This is a genomic window from Stutzerimonas sp. LR2 (assembly GCF_055755175.1).
In genome coordinates this window covers 58813-73118 of sequence record NZ_JBVTRR010000001.1, presented here as the reverse complement: position 1 = coordinate 73118, position 14306 = coordinate 58813, and the positions used below count along the sequence as shown (strand labels likewise).

Genomic DNA, 14306 nt, shown 5'->3' with positions numbered 1-14306 from the left:
GGCGTTTTCCTTGCGGTTGTGGGTGAAACTCAGGCCCAGCGACGGAAGATCAGCGAGGTGTTGATCCCGCCAAAGGCGAAATTGTTATTCATCACGTACTCGTGCTGCATGGTGCGCGGCGCACCCCGCAGGTAGTCGAGATCGCCGCAGCGCGGGTCGACCTCGTCCAGGTTGAGCGTGTGGATATAGCGGTCGCGGTTCATCATCTCGATGCTGAACCAGGACTCCAGAGCGCCACACGCGCCCAGGGTGTGACCGAGAAAGGACTTCTGCGAGCTGATCGGCATGCCGCTGCCGAACAGCGCCTGGGTCGCCTGGGTTTCGGCGATGTCGCCCTGTTCGGTCGCAGTGCCATGGCCATTCACGTAGCCGATGGCCGCCGGTGCGAGCCCGGCATCTTCCAGGGCCAGTTCCATGGCGCGGCGCATGGTCAGCTGTTCCGGCTTGGTGGCATGTTGGCCATCGGCGTTGCTGCCGAAGCCGACCAGCTCGGCGTGAATCGTCGCGCCGCGGGCCAGTGCGTGCTCCAGTTCCTCGAGCACCAGCATGCCGGCGCCTTCGCCAATCACCAGGCCATCACGGCCGCTGTCGTAGGGGCGCGGCGAAGTATGCGGTGCGTCGTTCTTCAGGCTGGTGGCATAGAGCGCATCGAAGACCATGGCCTCGGTGGCGCAGAGCTCCTCGGCGCCGCCGGCCAGCATCAGTGGCAGGCGGCCGAACTTGATCGCCTCATAGGCGTAACCGATGCCCTGGCTGCCGCTGGTGCAGGCGCTGGAGGTGGGGATAACCCGCCCGGTGAGGCCGAAGAAGATGCTGATATTGGCCGCGGTGGTGTGCGGCATCATGCGAATGTAGGAGTTGGCGTTCAGCCCGTCGGCCACCGAGTTCAGCAGCATGTTGCCGAACGCCTTGATCTCCTCGGTGCTGCCGGTGGACGAACCGCAGGCGACACCCATGCGGCCGTCCCGGATCGACGCGTCTTCCAAAAGACCGGCGTCGGCGAGCGCGCGTTCGGCGGCCAGCACCGACAGTCGTGACACGCGGCCCATGCTGCGCAGCTGCTTGCGTGTCCAGTGCGGAGGCACGCTGAAGTCGTCCACCGGGCCGGCCAGGCGGGTGTTGAGCTCCGTGAAGCGGTCCCACTCGGCCATGCGGCGGATGCCGCTGCGGTTGGCACTGAAATTGGCTTCGATGCTCGTCCAGTCGCTGCCCAGGGAGGTGATGCCGGCCATGCCGGTGACCACCACGCGTCTGCCGTTCATCAGCACAGCCCTCCGTTGACGGCGATCACCTGCCGGGTGATATACGCCGCCTCGGCGGACATCAGGAAATTCACCGCACCGGCGACCTCTTCCGGGGTGCCCATGCGCTGTGCCGGAACCATCTTCAGCATTTCTTCGATGGGCAGTTCGGCATCGAGAATCTCGGTATCGATCAGTCCGGGGGCAACGCAGTTGACGGTGATCCTGCGCTTGCCCAGCTCCACCGCCAACGCCTTCGCCGCACCGATGACGCCAGCCTTGGACGCGCTGTAGTTGACCTGGCCGCGGTTGCCGATCAGGCCGGATACCGAGGTGATGCAGACGATGCGCCCCGGCTGGCGGCGGCGAATCATCGGCATGGTCAGCGGCTGCAGCACATTGTAGAAACCGTCCAGGTTGGTACGCAGTACCTGGTCCCAGTCGTCGTCGCTGAGGGCCGGGAAGGCGCCGTCGCGAGTCAAACCGGCGTTGCAGACGACACCGTAGTAGGCGCCATGCGCTTCGACATCGGCTTCCAGCTCGCGCCGGCAGGCGGCGCGGTCGGCGATGTCGAACTGCAGGATGCGCGCGCTGCGACCCATCGCCTGTATCTCGGCCTGGACCGCTTCGGCCTGGTCGCGGCGCGAGCGGCAGTGCAGCACGATGTCATGGCCGGCGCGGGCCAGGCGCAGCGCGATGGCGCGGCCAATGCCTCGGCTGGAGCCGGTGACGAGGACGGTTTCACTCATGGGGCAGACTCTTGTAGGTAACTCGCCACTTCGGGCGGGCGGAACACGTTCAGACGGGCCTCGGCATGGATGCCGGGGCCGTCGAGATGACATTCGAACACGCCCATGCCGTTGTCGTCCTGCAGCGAACGAGTGGCACGGACGCGCAGCCGGGCGCCGACCGGGAAGGTTTCGACATTGCACTGGTAGCTACGGGTGCCGAGCAGGAAGCCCAGCTCCACCGGCTGACCGGCCTGACGCGCATGGCAGCCGGCGAAGGCCGCGACGCTTTGCGCCATGATCTCGACGCCGACCCAGGCAGGCAGACTGCCGTCGGCGGCGCTGAGCAGGCCGTCGGCGCGTACCTGCAGGTGTGTCTCCACGCTGTCTTCATCGAAGCGCTCGACAGCGTCGAGCAGGATCATGTCGCCAGCGTGGGGTAGCAGTTCGGCGAGGGGCCAGTCGATCACGGCGCGTCTCCCAGGATCAGGCTGATATTGTTGCCACCGAAGGCGAAGGAGTTGCTCATCATTCGGCGCGGCGAGGTTCTACCCATTCGCAGTTCGGCGGTCACCAGGCGCAGCGGTGGCAGCTCCGGATCCGGCTGGCCGTCCCAGCGATGCGGTGGCAACTGCTGGTCGGCGTTGAAGCGCGATAGCGCCAGCCAGCAGAACGCCGCCTCCAGCGCGCCAGCGGCGCCGAGGGTATGGCCGGTCAACGGCTTGCTCGAAGAACAGGCGACACCCTGAGGAAACAGCGTGGAAACGGCCTGGCTTTCCATGGCGTCGTTGTGCGCGGTGGCTGTGCCGTGCAGGTTGAGGTAATCGACCTCTTCCGGTGTGCAGCCGGCAGTGGCCAGCGCCTGGCGCATGGCGGCAAGCGCGCCGCGGCCTTCCGGTTCGGGGGCGGATATATGGTAGGCGTCGGAACTGGCGCCGCCGCCAAGCAGGGCGATGGCGCCATCAGCGGGCTCGCGGGTCATCAGAAACAGCGCCGCCGCCTCGCCGATGTTGATGCCGTTGCGGTTGCGCGAGAAGGGATTGCACAGCGACTCGCTGGTGGCTTCCAGCGCGGTGAAGCCTTGCAGGGTCAGGTCGCTCAGGCTGTCGACACCGCCGCACAGCACTGCATCGCAAATGCCGGCGTCGAGCAGGCGTTTGGCGCTGAGCAGGGCGCGGGCACTGGAGGTGCAGGCGGTGGAGATGGCATAGCAGGGGCCGCCCAGTTGCAGCCATTCGCCGAGAAAGCTCGCCGGCGCCGCCAGTTCCTGATGCCCATAGTGGTAGCCCGGCGGAAAGCTGCCATTGTGCAGCAAGCCGGCGATGCCTTCTCCGGCTTCCTGGATGCCTGTGGTGCTGGTGCCCAGGACCACACCGATGCGATGCCGGCCGTGGCGGGCGATGGCCTGGCGAATATCGCCTTCGATCTCCAGTGCAGCGGCCAGCAGCAGCTGGTTGTTGCGGGTGGCATGGCGTGGATCGTCATCAGGCATTGCCGGCAACGCTGAGCGGACCGCGCCCACCGGTAAGCGTCGACCGGCCACCGGCTGCGTATGGGGCTGCATGCCGGAGGTGTCGCCGGCGAACAGCCGTCGGGCCACCTCGGCCTTGCCACTGCCGAGCGCGCAGATCACGCCAAGGGCGTCGAGGTAGGCGGTCATCGTTGGCTTCCGGGCGAGTCGGGCAGGGGGGCGACACGATAGGTCAGCCCTGGCGCCACGTCGAGTTCGAAGCTCTGTGCCGCGCGATAGCGGACCTGCCAGCGCAGGTCGTCGCCCTGGCGCAGCCGGCGCTCGCCAGCACCTGGCTGTTCGGCTGCGGCGCCATACAGCGCGGCCAGCTGGTCGCGGTCGGTCAGGGCGAACAGCAGGGCGGCGAACAGCTCGCGCGCCTCCGGATTGGGTCGAAGCAGCCCATCAGCCTGCCAGGCACCATTGCGCAACTGCTGCCGCGCCAGTGGAATGCCCAGTGGGTCGAGCAGCGACCAGCGCAGCGACGCCCCTTCGCGCTGGATCACCAGCAACCAGTCGGCCGGCTCGCTGCCCTGGCGTTGCACATGCAGCTGCAGCGGTACCTGAAATGCGGGTGTGCTGGCAGGCAGCGGCAGGCGCGCCGCGCAACCGGCCAGCAAGACCAGACACAGGCCCAGCAGAAGTCGCCTCATCGCCGCGCGCTCACGCGTCGGCACCGGCCGAGCAGAGTTCGGCCAGGACGCGCAAGCGGCGTTTGGGTTCGGCGACATAGGGGTTCTTTTCGTCCCAGGCATAGCCGGCGAGGATCGAGCTGATCATCCGGCGGATCTCCGGCTGGGCGTGTTCGTAGTAGATCACGTCCTGGAAGCTGCAATCGTACCAACCCTCCACGTAGGTCCGGAAGGTATCGACGCCGCGCTTGAGCGGCGCGGCGAACTCGCGCTCCCAATCCACCGGTTCGCCGCTCAGCTGGCGATGCAGCACGGCGGCGGCCATGTGTGCCGAGCGCATGGCGATGGTCACGCCGGAGGAAAACACCGGGTCGAGGAACTCGGCGGCGTTGCCCAGCAGGGCGAAGCCCGGACCGTGCAGGCTCTTGACGTTGGCCGAGTAGCCGCCGATCAGGCGCGCCGGGGTGTCCCATTCGGCATTCGCGAGAATGCGCCTGAGGTTCGGTGCCTCCTGGACGAATTCGCGCAGGCAGGCATCGAGGTTCACCGGCCGGCCTTCGTAGCGCTCGGCACTGGCGACCACACCCAGCGAACAGCGGCCGTTGCTGAACGGGATGGTCCAGTACCAGACGTCCCGCAGCTCGGGATGGGTGGTGATAAGGATCTTCTCGCGGTCGAAGCGTGGATCGTCGATACGGTCCTCGATATGGGTGAAGATCGCCCGGCGCACCGGGAAGCCCGACGGCGCTTCCAGATCCAGCAGCTGCGGCAGTACCCGGCCATAGCCGCTGGCATCGAGCACGAAGGCGGCATCGACGCGGTATTCGCTGCCATCGGCCCGACGAATCTGCAGCCAGGGCTGCGCGCCGGTGAAATCCACCGCGGTGACTTCTTCCTCGTAGCGGATTTCCACGCCCTGCAGCTCGGCCTGGTCGGCCAGCAGCTTGTCGAAGTCGGCGCGCTGGACCTGGTAGGTGCTGCCATGGCCAGCGGTGAACTTGTCGCGGAAATCGAATTCCGTGTAGCGCTCGCCCCAGCCGAAGGCCGCGCCGTGCTTGGTCTGGAACCCCGCCGCGCGCACCGCCTCGAGCATCCCGGCTTCCTCGATGAAGTCCAGGCAGTGCGACAGCAGACTCTCGCCGATGGAGAAGCGCGGAAAGCGCTGGCGTTCGACGATCAGCACGTCGTGGCCCTGGCGCTTGAGCAGCGCGCCAGCGATTGCGCCGGACGGGCCGGCTCCGATGATCACGACTTCACGGTGTTGCGTCTCAAGCGGCGCCATACGGCCTCCCTGCCTGTGGTGGTGGGTCTTGCTGATGGATGGCCCAGGGGGCCAGGAAAAAACTGAATGCCAGGCCGAGGCTGACGGTGAGGCCGAAGTTGCTTACCGCCGGCGTGCTTGACACCGCCAGCAGGCCGAACGACAGCCAGGTGGTGGTGGCCGCCAGCAGGGTGCCGACCAGGCTGACCGCGGCGCCGCCGACCTGCTCGCGCATCAGAATGGCGTAATCCACGCCGATCGCCGTGACCAGCAGCAGGCCGAACAGGCCAAACAGCGTCAGCGGCTGACCGAGCCAGCCGAGACTGGCCAGGCTCGCCAGGGCGGCCAGCAGCGGCACGGCCAGGCAACGCAGGGCGCCGCTAGGCCCGAAGGGAAAGCAGAGCAGGGCAAAGATCAGCAGGCTGGCGAGCAGCTTGAGTTCGCCCGCTTGAAGCTTGGTCGCGGCAAACAGCTGGTTGAGGCGGGCCGGCTGGTCGACCAGTGTCGTGCCGGGCACGTCTTCAGCGATGAGTTCCAGGGCGGCTCCGTCGCGCAAGCCCTGCAGGCTGATCAGCCCGGCGACGCCGTCGTTCTGCGCGCCGAGCCAGAGCGCGCGCCAGGGCTCGCCCAACGGGCCTGCGAGCGCTGCCTCGATGGTCACCGGTGGCTGTGCCTGCAGGCGCTCGATCTCGGCCTGCAGGTTGCTCGTCGCGGCGCCCAGCGCGGCGAGCGGCTGACTGGCTGCGAGCAGGTGCGGCAGGGCGGCGCGCAGGCGGTCCTGTTCGGCAGTCGGTGCAACCAGCTGGCTCAGGGCAAGGTGCCCGCCCAGGCGTTGCTCGGCCTGCAGGTCGGACAGGCGGCGGCTGAGCTCGGCCTGGCGTTCGAGCAGCGCGTCGGCATCGGCGGCGCGCACGAGGAGGTACTGGCTGGTGGGCAGGAAGCCGGTGATCGTACCGATGCGCTCGGCTTGCTGCTGCAGTACCGGCGCGCGGCTGACCCACTGGCGCAGGTCGTCCTCGAATGACAGCTGCAGCACGCCGCTTACGCAGAACAGTCCGAACACGGCCAGCAGCCAGGGCGAGCCGATGCGTGCAAGCAGGGCCTGGCGCACCTGCAGCCAGCGCTGCGCCCAACCCAATGGGCGTGGCCAGGGCTGCAGGCGACCATTGAACAGCAGCGGCAGCAGGCAGGTGGTGCAGAGGAAGGCGCCGAGCAGTCCGGCTGTAGAGAAGACCGCCACCTGGGTCAGTGCCGGGAAGGGCGTGAAGGCCAGTGCGAGATAGCCGATCAGGTTGGTTAACAGGGCCAGCGCCAGTCCCGGCAGGATCAGACCCAGCGCGCGCCGGCCGTGCCAGGGCTGCAGGGTCCAGCTCTTGGACAGGTAGTGCAGCGGGAAGTCCAGGCTGACGCCGATCAGGCTGGCGCCGAGCACCAGGGTCAGTACGTGCATCTGGCCGAACAGCGCGACGCAGGCGGCCGACCCCGACAGCGCGCCGACCAGCACCGGCATGGCGGCGAGGAGGATGCGCGGCGTGCGGAACAGCCAGAGCAACAGTAGCAGAGTGGCACCCAGCGACAGGCTGCCGATCAGGCTCGCCTCGGCGCGGGCCGAGCGCTGACCATGGGCGGCATGTAGCACGCCGCCGGCAGCGAGCAGTTCGCCGCCGGCGGTTTCGACAGCGTTGCTGGCGGCCTCGACGAGTGCGGCTACCTGTTGCGGCAGGCGCTCATCGAACGCATCGCCCTGCGTGCGCGCGTGCACGACGGCCCAGCGCTGGCCGGCGTGCTCGGCAATCAGACGGCCATCGCCGCCGGTGCGAAGGCTGCCCGGCTGCGGCAACCGTTGCAGGGCCAGGCCGGCGATGCCGAACCAGTCCTGTTCGAGCGGCAGCGGGCTGGCGGCAAAGGGGTCGTAGAGGCGCTCGATGCGCTGCTGGACGAACCGCGCGGGATGTTCGATGAGCTGCTGGCGCTCGGTATCGCCAAGCAATCCGAGGGACTGCTCGCGCAGCTGGCGCGCGACCGCCGGCAGGTCGGGCTGTACCCGCTCGCGCACCTGGGCGAACAGGCCGCTGCCACGCAGTTCGGCTGCCAGGCTTTCAGTCAGGCGCCAGGTTTCACGCTCGGCGTCATGCCGGATCAGCAGCATCAGGTCGCGCTTGAGCGGCTCCTGCATGCGCTCGGTCGCCAGCCCTTCGAGCGCGCCGTGACTCGCGTCGGGCAGGAGCTGCAGCAGGTTGGCGCTCAGCGGCGGGCCGTCGCGCCATTGCCAGGCATTCAGCGCCAGCAGGCCGAGCAGCGCCAGGCAGAACAGCGCGGCCGGCCAGCGCCGGGTCTGCAGGCTCTCAGTCGGCAAGATCGCGTTGCTCGCTGGCCGTGAGGGCGAGGTCGGTCTGGCTGTCGAGCAGACGGATCAGCGTGCGATCACCCTGGGTTTCGTGCAGCTCGATTCGAGTCACCGTCTCACCGCCTTGGATCTCGATGTCGGCGAAGATCTGCTTGAGCAGCGCGCCGCGTGGCGTCAGTTGCAACCGCCACGCGTAGGGGTCGCCTTTCAGCTGCAGGTCGAAGTCGCGCTGCAACGCCTGGGTGTCGCCGCTCAGCACGGCGAGGAACAGCTGGTTCTGTCGGGCCGAACCGCCCTGCGGGTCGACCGCCTGCCAGCCCTGCTCGCCGCGCCGCGCGATCCCCTGAGGCGTAATGCGATAGTCCTGGCGGATCGGCTGTTGCAGCAGCCAGAGCAGGCCGTGGTCGCGGGACAGGGTGAACTGGCCGTGACTGGTCAGCGGCTGCGGCAAGGCTCTCAGGTGCTTGTCCTGAATGAAGTCGCCACGTACCACGGCCAGCCCGCTCAGTTGTTCGGCGAGCTGTGGCAGGTCGAAGGGCTGCGCCATGGCGATGGTGGTGGCCAGCAGCAGGACGGCGGCGGCCAGCCATTTCTTGAAGAGCGGCGTCATGCCAGCGCGCGTTCCACCGCGTCGACGAACACTCGTGGCGAGGCCAGCAGCATCTCGCGGCTGGCAATCTCCACGGCGACCTGCACGGTGCTGCCGCGGGTCATGCGCTCGCCGGTTTCGGCATCGCGGATCAGGTAGTTGATCTTCAGGCGGTTCTCCCACTCCACCAGGTCGGCGCGCACCACGATGCGCTGGTTGAAGCGCGCGCCGCGCATGTAGCGCAGCTGCACGTCGATGATCGGCCAGGCATAGCCGGCATCGCGCATCTGCTGATAGTTGTGGCCGATACGCTCGAGCAGCGCACAGCGGGCAACCTCGAAGTACTTGACGTAGTGGCCGTGCCAGACCACGTCCATGGAGTCGACATCGAAGAACGGCACGAGCATCTCGACCTCGGCCTGCAGTACGCCGTCCTTACGCATAAAGCCCCCAGTGGCGGTTGCGGATCTGTTCGAGGCACAGGCGCAGTTCGCCTTCCAGCGCCCGGTCTTCGATCAGCGGGGGGAAGGTCGCCGCCAGTTCGCTGTGCATGGCCGCCAGTGGTGCGGGCAGCGGGCGCGCGTCTTCCTGGCGCTGGCGCAGCCAGACGCCCTGCTGGGCGGCGAGCAGCGTGGCCGCGGCGACCTGCTCGCTCAGCTCCAGGCTGCGCAGCGCGTCGCGGGCGGCGATGGTGCCCATGCTCACCTTGTCCTGGTTGTGGCATTCGGTGGAGCGCGAGAAGACGCTGGCCGGCATGCTGTTCTTCAGCGCTTCGGCGGTCCAGGCGCTGGCACCGATCTGCACCGCCTTGAAGCCGTGGTTGATCATCGCCGTGGCGGCCGGCGCGCCGGAGAGGTTGCTCGGCAGGCCGTGGTTGTAGCGCGTGTCGACCAGCAGGGCGAGCTGGCGGTCGAGCAGATCGGCGACGTTGGCCACCAGGTTCTTCAGGCTGTCCATGGCGAAGGCGATATGCCCGCCGTAGAAATGCCCGCCGTGCAGCACGCGCTCGTTGTCGGCATCGATGATCGGGTTGTCGTTGGCGCTGTTCAGTTCGGTCTCGATGAACTGGCGCAGCAGGCCCAGGCTGTCGGCCAGCACACCGAGCACATGGGGCGCGCAGCGGATGGAGTAGCGGTCCTGCAATCGATGCAGCGGCGCCGCGGGCGCATCGATGGCCAGGTCCTGACGAATCCAGGCGGCGACCTGAACCTGCCCAGGATGCGGCTTGGCGGCGAACAGGCGCTCATCGAAGTGCTCGGGGTTGCCCTGCAGCGCGATTACGTTCAGTGCGGTGATGCGGGTCGCCAGCTGCAGCAGGTAGTCGGCGCGGGCGTAGGCCAGGCAGGCGAGTCCGGTCATCACCGCGGTGCCGTTCATTAACGCCAGCGCCTCCTTGGGGCGCAGGGTCAAGGGCGTCCAGCCGAGCTGGCGATGCACTTCGGCGGCGCTGCGGCGCTCGCCGCGATACAGCACCTCGCGCTCGCCGGCGAGGGCGGCAGCGACATAGGACAGTGGGGTCAGGTCGCCGCTGGCGCCGACGGAGCCTTCCTCAGGAATCAGCGGCAGCACATCGTGTTCGAGAAATGCCTGCATGCGTTCCAGCAGCTCGATGCGTACACCGGACATCCCATGGGTAAGCGAACGCAGGCGCGCGGCGAGCACGGCGCGGGTGGCTTCGGCGTCCAGCAACTTGCCCAGCCCGCAGCCATGAAAGGTGAACAGGTGCTGCGGCAACGCCTCGACCTGATGCAGCGGCACCGCCACCACGCAGGAATCGCCATAGCCGGTGGTAACGCCGTAGATCACGCCCTCGCGGTCCAGCAGGGTGTCGAGAAACTGTGCGCCGCGGGTGATGCGGCTGCGAAAGGTCTCGTCCGCCTGCAGCCGTGCCGGCGCACGGCGCTGCGCCACGGCCAGCACGTCCTCGATGCGCAGAAGGTGTTCGCCAAAGATCACGGGCTCAGTCACGACGCGGGTCCTGTGTGTTCCAGAAGGGGTAGAAGTTGAACCATTGCAGCGGCGCCTCCAGGCAACGCGTGGCGAGGTGGTCGGCGTAGCGCTGCACTGCCTGCGCGATCACCGCGTCGCGCTCGGCGCGGCGCCAGCGGATGCGTTCGGCGAAGGGCTCGAGATGCACATGGAAGCGCTCGTCCTGCTTGAGACAGAACAGCAGATTCACCGGGCATTCCAGCAGGCCGGCGAGCAGCCAGGGCCCCTGGGGAAAGGCTGCCGGCTGACCGAGGAAGTCCGCCACGGCGGTGCGCCCACCATGCAGCGGCACCCGATCACCGGCGATGGCCAGCCACTCGCCGCGCTCCAGACGCTGGGACAGCTGCAGCATGGTCGCCGGGTCCAGTTCGCTGACCTGGATCAGCCGCAGGTTGTCGGCGCCGGACTGGTCCAGCAGGCGATTGAACTGCTCGGCGTGACGGGTGTGCACCAGCACGTTCATCCGCACTTCGCCGCCGATCTCCGCCAGCGCCCGGCAGATCTCCAGATTGCCCAGGTGCGAGCCGACCAGCAGCTGACCGCGCGCCCCGGCGAGGCTGGCGTGCAGGTTGGCCGGGTCGTGGATCACGAGGCGTTCCCGTCCGACGCGCCCGCTCCAGACATCCAGCTTGTCCAGCAGCGCTTCGGCGAAACTCATGAACTGGCGATAGACCGAGCGCGTGCTCGGCTGCAGTTCGGCGTGACCGCTCCAGCGCGCCAGGTAGCCCTGATACTGGCGCGCGCTGTCACGGGCGCTGCGGCCGAACAGATAGAAATACAGCACGATCAGATACAGCAGCGGCGCCATGGTGCGCCTACCAAGTACCCGTACCGCCCAGGCGGTCAGGCGCATCAGCGCGAAACTGCCGCGCTCGCGCTGCGCCGCCCAGTGCGAGGGCATCGGGGCTTCGCTCATCGCTGCAGGCGCCGGGCAAGCAGTTTTGGCGCGCGCAGCAGCATGCCGAAGAACAGCCGGGCATGCATGGCGGAGATCAGTGCATTGTCCAGCCAGAGGCGGAAGTGCGAGACGCCATCGGCCGGGTAATGCACCCGCGTCGGTAGCCAGACCATCGGCTGCTGCTGCCAGTGCAGGCGCACAAGAATCTCGGTATCGAAATCCATGCGCCGGCCCAGGCGCACGCGGTCGAGCAACGCCAACGTCGGCTCCAGCGGGTAGACACGGAAGCCGCACATGGAGTCGCGGATCGCCAGCGACAGGGTGTTGATCCAGACCCAGACATGGGTCAGGTAGCGGGCATACAGGCGCCCCTTGGGCACGCTGGCGTCGTATCGCGGATAGCCGCAGATCACCGCGTCCGGCGCCTGGCTGGCGCGGTCGAGGAACAGCTCGACACCGGACAGGTCGTGCTGGCCGTCGGCGTCGACCTGCAGCGCATGGCTGAAGCCCAGTCGCCGCGCCTCGCGCAGGCCACTGATTACCGCACCGCCCTTGCCCTGATTGCGCGAATGGCGGAACAGGAAGACGCCGTCTTGCTCCGCCAGTCGGTCGATGACCGTTGCCGCGGCAGGGGAGGAACCGTCATCCACCAGCACGCAGGGCAGGTCCGCCGCCCGCAGCGCGGCGACCACTGCCGGCAGGCTGCGCTCGTGGTTGTAAACCGGGATCAGCGCGCAGGGCTTGAACCAATCCTCTTCGTTGGCCAGGGCGGGTGCCACGCTGGCGATCGGCTGCTCCTCGACGGGCGGCAAGGGATTCAGCGTGGTCATGGGCGAGCTCCCAGCAGGATGCGGCCGGACGAGCAGGGCTTGCCGGCGTTGTGATAGGCGAAGTACAGCTTGCCGCGGGCATGATCGAAACGCAGGCTCAGCTCCAGGTGATCGCCCGGGCGAGCGAGCTGCTGGAACTTGAGCACTTCCATGCCACCGAAACGTGGCGGCAGGTCGTCGATCAGTTCGCGCGCGAGGTTCATCGCCCACTCGATCTGAACGACGCCAGGCAGGACCGGCGTACGCGGGAAATGGCCGCTGAAGTGCGCCAGGTCCAGCGGCACGCGCAGCTCGATCTGCCAGTGATCGTCCTGCCACTGCTGCTGCAGACGCTCCGGTTCGCGCGGGCGCGGCGCCAGCAGCAGAGCGTCGAGTTCGGCCTGGGGCAGTTTGCCCTGGGCATTGCCCGGTAGCTGATGCAGCAGTCGCCAGCGTCGCGGCAGGGCCAATGCTTCGCAGTGGTCGTTCAGATGCTGGCGCAGAGCCTGGGTGACGGCGCGCCGGCCCTGGTTGCGCAGGGCGAATATGCCAGCCTCGCTCAGCGCCACCAACGCGCCGAGATAGGCCCGCTGGTCCTGGATGACGCCCAGGCGGGCCTCGCTGACGTAGGCGTGCTCGGCCAGGGCGCTTTCCAGCATCGGTAGCGAGATCCGCTTCTCTTCCAGCTTGACGATGCGATCCAGCCGGCCACGCAGGGCGAAACGGCCATCGGCATGCAACTCGGCACCATCGGCGGTCTGTTCGACGTGCCCGCCGGCGACCCAGGGCGAGGCCACGCGCAGCGCGCCCTGCTCGTCCTGGCCGAGCTCGACGCCCGGTAGCGGCTGCCACAGTTCGCCGCCCTGGCGCCAGGCGATGCCGCCGGTTTCGGAGCTGCCATAGATCTCCGTTGGCCACTGGCCGAGGCGCTCCCGGAGCAGTTGTGCGGCCTCGGCCGGCAGTGGCCCGCCAGAGGAGAACACCCGACGCACCTGGCGCAACGCCGGCCAGTCGAGGTTGTCGCCCATGCGCTTGAGCAGGGCGGGACTGGCCACCCAGCAGAACGCCGGTTGTTCACGGCTGGCGAGCTGCATGTCCTCGGCGAACGGCAGGGGGCGGCGCAGCATCGGGCGGCCGGCGCACAGCGGCCAGAGCACACGGAACAGCAGGCCATAGATGTGTTGCGTGGCGACGCTACCGATCACGCTGGCAGCTCCGAGGTCGGCGCCCCACAGCGCTTCCAGCGTCTCGATCTCACGGGCGAGCTGCGCCAGGCGCTTGTCGATCAGTTTGGGCTGGCCGCTGGAGCCCGAGGTGCAGAGCGTCAGGCCGAGCAGCTGCGGATCGAGTTCGGCGGCACTCAAGGGTTCGCCCAGCAGATCCATCAGGCTGTGATCACCAGGCTGATCGGTCAGCCACAGCTCGGCCTGGGCGTCCAGGCGCTCTCGGTTCGCCGGCTGCAGGTCCGCCGGCAGCAGCACACGCGCACCGGCGCGCCAGGCACCGAGCAGGGCGATCGCCAGCTGCGCGGCATCCTCCAGGTGCACGGCCAGGCTGCGCACATTGCGTCGCTGCAGCCCATCGGCCAGCTGCAACGCCTGCTGTTGCACCTGGCCGAGCGACAGCGCGGGGGCATCGGTTACCCGCCGCGATTCGCCGGAAGTCAGCAGTTCACACAGGGCGATCCAGCTCATGTGCGGCCTCTGACCCGCTGACGTACCAGCCACTCGCCGGCGAACAGCAGGCCCATCAACAGATAGGCGATCAGCCCGTTGTACAGCGTCCACCAGGCCAGCGGCGCCCAGAGCGTCAGGGCGGCGGCTATGGTGCCGTTGATGACGAAGAAGCCCACCCAGACTTTGGTCACCTGCCGCGTATAGCGCACGCCGGCTTCCGCCAGATCCGGCTCCTGTAGCCGGGCCAGACGCTCGATCACCGGCATGCCGACGAACAGGCTACCGGCGAACAGCGCGAGCATGGCGGCGTTGATCAGCACCGGATACCAGCGCAGCAGGACATCGTCGTCGAGCAACGCCAGGGCAAGGCAGAACAGCAACGCGACAACAGCCGTCGCGCGGCTGGCGGCGCGCTCGCTGCTCAGCAGGCGGGCAAGCCAGAGCGCCCCGAGTAGCGCGGCGAATACCCGCGGCGAGAGGTGCTCGATACCGAAGTAGACGGCGAACGGATAGGCCAGCCCGGCGAGCAGCAGGGCGAGGCCGGCCATGCGGGCCAGGCCGGGCGGGATGGTGGATGAGCGTGGAAGCATCAGGAGTCCGAAAAACCGTGGTTGTGCTGCGGGGCT

The 14306-nt window shown here is 68.0% G+C and carries 14 protein-coding genes; all 14 read right to left on the bottom strand.

Annotated elements, in window-relative coordinates:
- Positions 1 to 29 precede the first annotated feature (29 nt).
- The 14 genes from ACVRRC_RS00355 to ACVRRC_RS00290 are packed head-to-tail and all read right to left on the bottom strand — an operon-like array spanning position 30 to position 14270.
- Entirely contained in the window at positions 30 to 1262 is a 1233-nt protein-coding gene (locus ACVRRC_RS00355; RefSeq protein ID WP_019405672.1) for a beta-ketoacyl-ACP synthase, read from the bottom strand.
- The gene (gene fabG, locus ACVRRC_RS00350) at positions 1262 to 1990 is read right to left on the bottom strand and encodes a 3-oxoacyl-ACP reductase FabG (protein ID WP_472996491.1); all 729 of its coding nucleotides are present in this window, start codon (positions 1988 to 1990) and stop codon (positions 1262 to 1264) included. The genes ACVRRC_RS00355 and fabG overlap by 1 nt, the downstream gene beginning before the upstream one ends.
- Positions 1987 to 2439 (bottom strand): hotdog family protein, encoded by a 453-nt coding sequence (locus ACVRRC_RS00345; RefSeq protein ID WP_019405670.1) that lies wholly within the window; start codon positions 2437 to 2439, stop codon positions 1987 to 1989. Before ACVRRC_RS00345 ends, fabG begins: the two co-directional genes overlap by 4 nt.
- Positions 2436 to 3629, bottom strand: coding sequence for a beta-ketoacyl-[acyl-carrier-protein] synthase family protein (locus tag ACVRRC_RS00340; protein ID WP_068506891.1), 1194 nt, complete (start codon positions 3627 to 3629; stop codon positions 2436 to 2438). Before ACVRRC_RS00340 ends, ACVRRC_RS00345 begins: the two co-directional genes overlap by 4 nt.
- On the bottom strand, positions 3626 to 4132 hold the full coding sequence (locus ACVRRC_RS00335; protein WP_423565952.1) for a DUF3261 domain-containing protein: 507 nt from the start codon (positions 4130 to 4132) through the stop codon (positions 3626 to 3628). The genes ACVRRC_RS00340 and ACVRRC_RS00335 overlap by 4 nt, the downstream gene beginning before the upstream one ends.
- 10 nt (positions 4133 to 4142) lie before the next feature.
- Positions 4143 to 5393: an NAD(P)/FAD-dependent oxidoreductase gene (locus tag ACVRRC_RS00330; protein ID WP_019405667.1), complete on the bottom strand. Its 1251-nt coding sequence runs from the start codon at positions 5391 to 5393 to the stop codon at positions 4143 to 4145.
- Positions 5380 to 7728 carry an MMPL family transporter gene (locus tag ACVRRC_RS00325; protein WP_472996490.1) on the bottom strand — a complete coding sequence of 783 codons (2349 nt, stop codon included), beginning with the start codon at positions 7726 to 7728 and terminating at the stop codon, positions 5380 to 5382. The genes ACVRRC_RS00330 and ACVRRC_RS00325 overlap by 14 nt, the downstream gene beginning before the upstream one ends.
- Positions 7718 to 8329, bottom strand: coding sequence for an outer membrane lipoprotein carrier protein LolA (locus ACVRRC_RS00320; RefSeq protein WP_472996489.1), 612 nt, complete (start codon positions 8327 to 8329; stop codon positions 7718 to 7720). Before ACVRRC_RS00320 ends, ACVRRC_RS00325 begins: the two co-directional genes overlap by 11 nt.
- Positions 8326 to 8751: an acyl-CoA thioesterase gene (locus tag ACVRRC_RS00315; RefSeq protein ID WP_015278361.1), complete on the bottom strand. Its 426-nt coding sequence runs from the start codon at positions 8749 to 8751 to the stop codon at positions 8326 to 8328. The genes ACVRRC_RS00320 and ACVRRC_RS00315 overlap by 4 nt, the downstream gene beginning before the upstream one ends.
- Entirely contained in the window at positions 8744 to 10276 is a 1533-nt protein-coding gene (locus ACVRRC_RS00310; protein WP_472996488.1) for an HAL/PAL/TAL family ammonia-lyase, read from the bottom strand. The genes ACVRRC_RS00315 and ACVRRC_RS00310 overlap by 8 nt, the downstream gene beginning before the upstream one ends.
- Complete coding sequence (locus ACVRRC_RS00305) at positions 10269 to 11213, bottom strand: LpxL/LpxP family acyltransferase (RefSeq protein ID WP_472996487.1); 945 nt, start codon at positions 11211 to 11213, stop codon at positions 10269 to 10271. The genes ACVRRC_RS00310 and ACVRRC_RS00305 overlap by 8 nt, the downstream gene beginning before the upstream one ends.
- Positions 11210 to 12025: a glycosyltransferase family 2 protein gene (locus ACVRRC_RS00300; RefSeq protein ID WP_472996486.1), complete on the bottom strand. Its 816-nt coding sequence runs from the start codon at positions 12023 to 12025 to the stop codon at positions 11210 to 11212. Before ACVRRC_RS00300 ends, ACVRRC_RS00305 begins: the two co-directional genes overlap by 4 nt.
- Positions 12022 to 13698: an ApeI family dehydratase gene (locus tag ACVRRC_RS00295; protein WP_472996485.1), complete on the bottom strand. Its 1677-nt coding sequence runs from the start codon at positions 13696 to 13698 to the stop codon at positions 12022 to 12024. Before ACVRRC_RS00295 ends, ACVRRC_RS00300 begins: the two co-directional genes overlap by 4 nt.
- Positions 13695 to 14270 (bottom strand): COG4648 family protein, encoded by a 576-nt coding sequence (locus tag ACVRRC_RS00290; RefSeq protein ID WP_243363819.1) that lies wholly within the window; start codon positions 14268 to 14270, stop codon positions 13695 to 13697. The genes ACVRRC_RS00295 and ACVRRC_RS00290 overlap by 4 nt, the downstream gene beginning before the upstream one ends.
- Between the last annotated feature and the right edge of the window lie 36 nt (positions 14271 to 14306).

Bases quoted from the DNA above. Each gene is read 5' to 3' on its own strand.
- ACVRRC_RS00355 (WP_019405672.1), bottom strand. From the start codon at position 1,262: ATGAACGGCAGACGCGTGGTGGTCACCGGCATGGCCGGCATCACCTCC.
- fabG (WP_472996491.1), bottom strand. From the start codon at position 1,990: ATGAGTGAAACCGTCCTCGTCACCGGCTCCAGCCGAGGCATTGGCCGC.
- ACVRRC_RS00340 (WP_068506891.1), bottom strand. From the start codon at position 3,629: ATGACCGCCTACCTCGACGCCCTTGGCGTGATCTGCGCGCTCGGCAGT.
- ACVRRC_RS00335 (WP_423565952.1), bottom strand. From the start codon at position 4,132: ATGAGGCGACTTCTGCTGGGCCTGTGTCTGGTCTTGCTGGCCGGTTGC.
- ACVRRC_RS00330 (WP_019405667.1), bottom strand. From the start codon at position 5,393: ATGGCGCCGCTTGAGACGCAACACCGTGAAGTCGTGATCATCGGAGCC.
- ACVRRC_RS00320 (WP_472996489.1), bottom strand. From the start codon at position 8,329: ATGACGCCGCTCTTCAAGAAATGGCTGGCCGCCGCCGTCCTGCTGCTG.
- ACVRRC_RS00315 (WP_015278361.1), bottom strand. From the start codon at position 8,751: ATGCGTAAGGACGGCGTACTGCAGGCCGAGGTCGAGATGCTCGTGCCG.
- ACVRRC_RS00305 (WP_472996487.1), bottom strand. From the start codon at position 11,213: ATGAGCGAAGCCCCGATGCCCTCGCACTGGGCGGCGCAGCGCGAGCGC.
- ACVRRC_RS00300 (WP_472996486.1), bottom strand. From the start codon at position 12,025: ATGACCACGCTGAATCCCTTGCCGCCCGTCGAGGAGCAGCCGATCGCC.
- ACVRRC_RS00295 (WP_472996485.1), bottom strand. From the start codon at position 13,698: ATGAGCTGGATCGCCCTGTGTGAACTGCTGACTTCCGGCGAATCGCGG.
- ACVRRC_RS00290 (WP_243363819.1), bottom strand. From the start codon at position 14,270: ATGCTTCCACGCTCATCCACCATCCCGCCCGGCCTGGCCCGCATGGCC.